This is a genomic window from Butyricicoccus sp. (assembly GCF_050872565.1).
In the GTDB taxonomy this organism is placed as follows: Bacteria; Bacillota; Clostridia; order Oscillospirales; family Butyricicoccaceae; genus Butyricicoccus_A.
Genome location: NZ_JBNMHC010000236.1, coordinates 1 through 3,544, shown reverse-complemented (window position 1 = coordinate 3,544; position 3,544 = coordinate 1). Strand labels below are relative to the sequence as shown.

3 protein-coding genes and 1 pseudogene are annotated in these 3,544 nt (G+C 47.9%); all 4 read right to left on the bottom strand.

From position 1 onward, the window contains the following. Positions 1-563, bottom strand: a 563-nt coding sequence (locus ACR0P9_RS09285) for a response regulator (RefSeq protein WP_432619467.1), incomplete at its 3' end; no start/stop codon positions are given. Continuing rightward, positions 560-1,531, bottom strand: a complete 972-nt coding sequence (locus ACR0P9_RS09280) for a substrate-binding domain-containing protein (protein WP_432619465.1) — start codon at positions 1,529-1,531, stop codon at positions 560-562. The genes ACR0P9_RS09280 and ACR0P9_RS09285, both read right to left, overlap by 4 nt. A gap of 9 nt (positions 1,532-1,540) precedes the next feature. Beyond that, positions 1,541-3,220 (bottom strand): sensor histidine kinase, encoded by a 1,680-nt coding sequence (locus ACR0P9_RS09275; protein ID WP_432619463.1) that lies wholly within the window; start codon positions 3,218-3,220, stop codon positions 1,541-1,543. 143 nt (positions 3,221-3,363) lie between these two features. After that, positions 3,364-3,544 (bottom strand): annotated as a pseudogene (locus ACR0P9_RS09270) (ABC transporter permease); the annotation flags it as partial.

Sequence of the window (3,544 nt, the reverse complement as noted above, 5' to 3'; positions counted from 1 at the left end):
GATGCCTGAAAGCGTTCCTGCTGTTCCATCGGAAGAATCGCCACGCGCTTGTCATAGTCTTTGATGCGAACCGCAAGTGCCGCACGAATGCGGAACGTACTCTGTTCATCCGGCTGTGCCGTGCCCTTGAGCTGCTGGACAATGTCTGCCCGTTCTTGTTCCGGGTCATATTGTCCCGGCAGCGGCTGCACAATGTTTTTTCCCAATTCAGACAGCAGCTTGAGCATACTTTCTTCTGTCAGCAGATTTTTGAGAACATATTCATCCGCGCCGAGTTTCATTGCCTCTCGAACATATTCAAAATCATCATGGCAGCTGAGCACCACAATTTTCGCCGGATTATTTTCTTTTTTCAGCCGCCGAATCAGGGTAATACCATCCATGACCGGCATACTAATATCGGTGATGATAATGTCCGGCTGGTACTCCTCCGCCATTTCCAGTGCTTGCTCTCCGTCCTGCGCTGTGCCGACCAGCGAATAGCCGTGTGCCGTCCAATTGGTCAGGCGAGATAAAAATGTGCGTACCAGAAAATCATCATCTACCAGTAAAATCTTTATCATGATTCTCTTCCCTCTTTGTAATACTCTGATAAAAAGCTCTTGACATTTGTTTGAATAATCACACGATTTTCCACATACGTGTGTTCTTTCACTGTCTTTCCATTCATGGCGTCCACCATCGTCTCGATGGTCCGATAGCCGATTTCATATCCGTTTTGGCTGACCATTGCCAAAATATCGCCGTCCTGTACAGCCGTCAGCGCATCGCTCTGCGTATCCACGCCGACCAAGCGAAGATTGTCCAGCCCATCGCGCTTTTTCTGCTGCAATGCACCAATTGTCATCATAGCACTGGTGCAAAATACTGCGTCCAAATCCGGATACATCTCTGCAAGCCGTTCCATCTCCTGTCGCGCCCCAGCACTGCTGCTGTTATTTACCCGACAAATCTCCGTCAATTCAAAATCGGTATGATCGCGGATATAGGCTTCAAAGCCTTCCACACGCCGATTGTGTGTCGTCTGCTCTTGGCTTCCTGCAATCACGGCGACTTTCGCGCCGGATCTCGCCGGCATCTGCGTTTGCAATGTCTCTGCTGCCATCTGTCCAATCAGGGTGTTGTCTGAGCCAATATACGGCATTCCAATCGGCGCATTGACCTCTTCGTCGATATACATGGTTTTGATTCCCTGTTCTCTCGCGTGCACCATATATTCCTGCGCCGCTACCGCATCGCAGGGGGCAACAGCCAGCGCATCCGGTTCCGAATCAATGGCATCTTGCAGCATATCCAGCTGCGTGTCCGTATCGCTCTCCTGCTTCGGATACAAAATGGTCAGCGAAATATTTTTATCATTCGCCGCCTGACGCAGGCCGTCCGCCACCTCCATCCAGTGAATAGAATCCATTGCTTTTAAAATCACAATGACTCGTTTTCGATTTTCTTCCATGGTGTTGTTTTTCTGCGGCATACATCCCGTCAACAAAACACAAACCATTAAAAATAGACAAACCAATCTTTTTTTCACATTGCCACCTCATATCGTATACTCTTCCGCATCATACGAAATAGGAAGCAAAATCACAGCTGTCGTTCCGTTTCCTTTTTCCGAATAGAATCGCAGCTCTGCATTCTTTCCATAATACAAGCGCAGTCGTTCCCGAATATTGCTGACGCCAATGCCGCTGAATTTGCTCTTGCGCTGTCCGTCTAGCAGCTTTTGAATTTCTTCCGGTGTCATGCCCTCTCCGTGATCCTCTACTTTAATCGCTAAGGCTCCCGTATCACATAGTACAGAGATGGCAATCTGATTGTTTTGCTTGCGATGATCGATGCCGTGCAAAATCGCATTTTCTACTAGCGGCTGAATGAGAAGCCGCGGCACATAGCAAGCTTCCGCTTCCAGCTGCAAGTCAAACGTCACTTGAAAGCAATCCGCATAGCGGAACTGCTGGAGCTTGACATAATTCTGCACCATATGAATTTCCTGCTTGACTGTGATAAATGCGCCGCGGTCACTGGCACTGAGCTGAAGCAGCTCAATAAATGCTTCGAGCAAATCCGCTGTGTTTTGAGACCCCTGTAAAATCGCCTCATATTTGATAGAATTCAATGTATTATACATAAAATGCGGCGTAATTTGATACTGAAGTGCTTCGATTTCCGCTTCTTTCTTCAGCATCTTTTCCGTAACCAGCTCTTCAATCAGTCCTTCAATCTGTGCAATCATGCTGTTAAAGCCCTGTGACAGCTGGCCGATTTCATCGTCTTGATAGACAACCGCTCGCACTTTGAGATCGCCGCCGCTGACCAGCTGCATACTGCTCCGCAGCTCTTCCATCGGCCGCATCAAATAGCGAACCACAAAGAAAATCAAAACAGCAAATGCCACATTGAGGAAAACAGCAATCAACAAAATGCGATTGCGCACCGTGCGCAGCGGCTCGGTCACTTGCGACTGCTGGGCAATAGACACAATATGATAATCGGTCGTCGGCATCGCGACATCTGTCACCAGCATTCCGCTCTCCGGCCATGTGATCTGTGTATTCAAGCTGTAAATATCCGCCGCGGATAAAATGCGGTCGCCATCCAAAATAAACCGTTCGGTGCTTTGCTCGCTTTCACTCTGCAGGCAATGAAAAAAGATCTCTCTTTCATTGACGCCAACGGTAATTTGCGCCAGTTCTTCTCCGCCAAATGCGATTGCTTTTCTGGAATAAAAAAACAAATTGTCCTGTGTGACCGATGTCACATCTCTGGCATATACTGGAGAGAGTTTATTGGCATTGTTTTCCGGCAGCAGCTGCTGCAAGGTCTGCGTGATTTCGTCTGTCACCTGAAATTCTGTCAAGCCGTTGGTATTCACCTTGAGGACGGTTTGTCTGCTCGGCAGATAACAGCTGATACTGTCGATATTTTGATTTTTACTCCGATAGGCATCTAAAATTCTGCTGATTTCGTCTATGTCTTGTTCCCGAATTTTTTCTCGAAGGTTCTCATCATTGACTGCATAGACGCAGGCGCTATAGGCATCCAACATGGTATTATCAAACAATTTGGCACACGCGGTAAGCTGCTGCATCTGTGCCTGCGTGTAATTCTCCTGCACGGTCTGCGCGGACTGCTGATAAAAAACCATGGACAGCACACAGGTAATCGCCATGGATACAATGATGATTGTCAAACTGATTTTGGCTCGAAAGCTGAGATGCATAATCTTCCCACCTTTCTCCGTCTGCATCTGTCTTTGTATATATTATTATATCATACTGTCTATCTCTTTGAAAGCAAACAAAGGTTCGCGGCATGTGCCGCGAACCCTTATCGAGTAAGAAGAATGAGAGATAGGTTGTTATGTTACTTAGCCTTAGCTGCTGCTTCCTTGCGGCGAGCCTTCACAGCCATGGACTCACGGGTGACATCGAGCAGAACGGCGCCGATGATAACGAGACCGAGTACCATGTTCTGTACTGCGGAGTCGATAGACAGCAGGGTGAAGCCGTTGCGCAGGGTTGCAATAATCAGAGCGCCAATCATG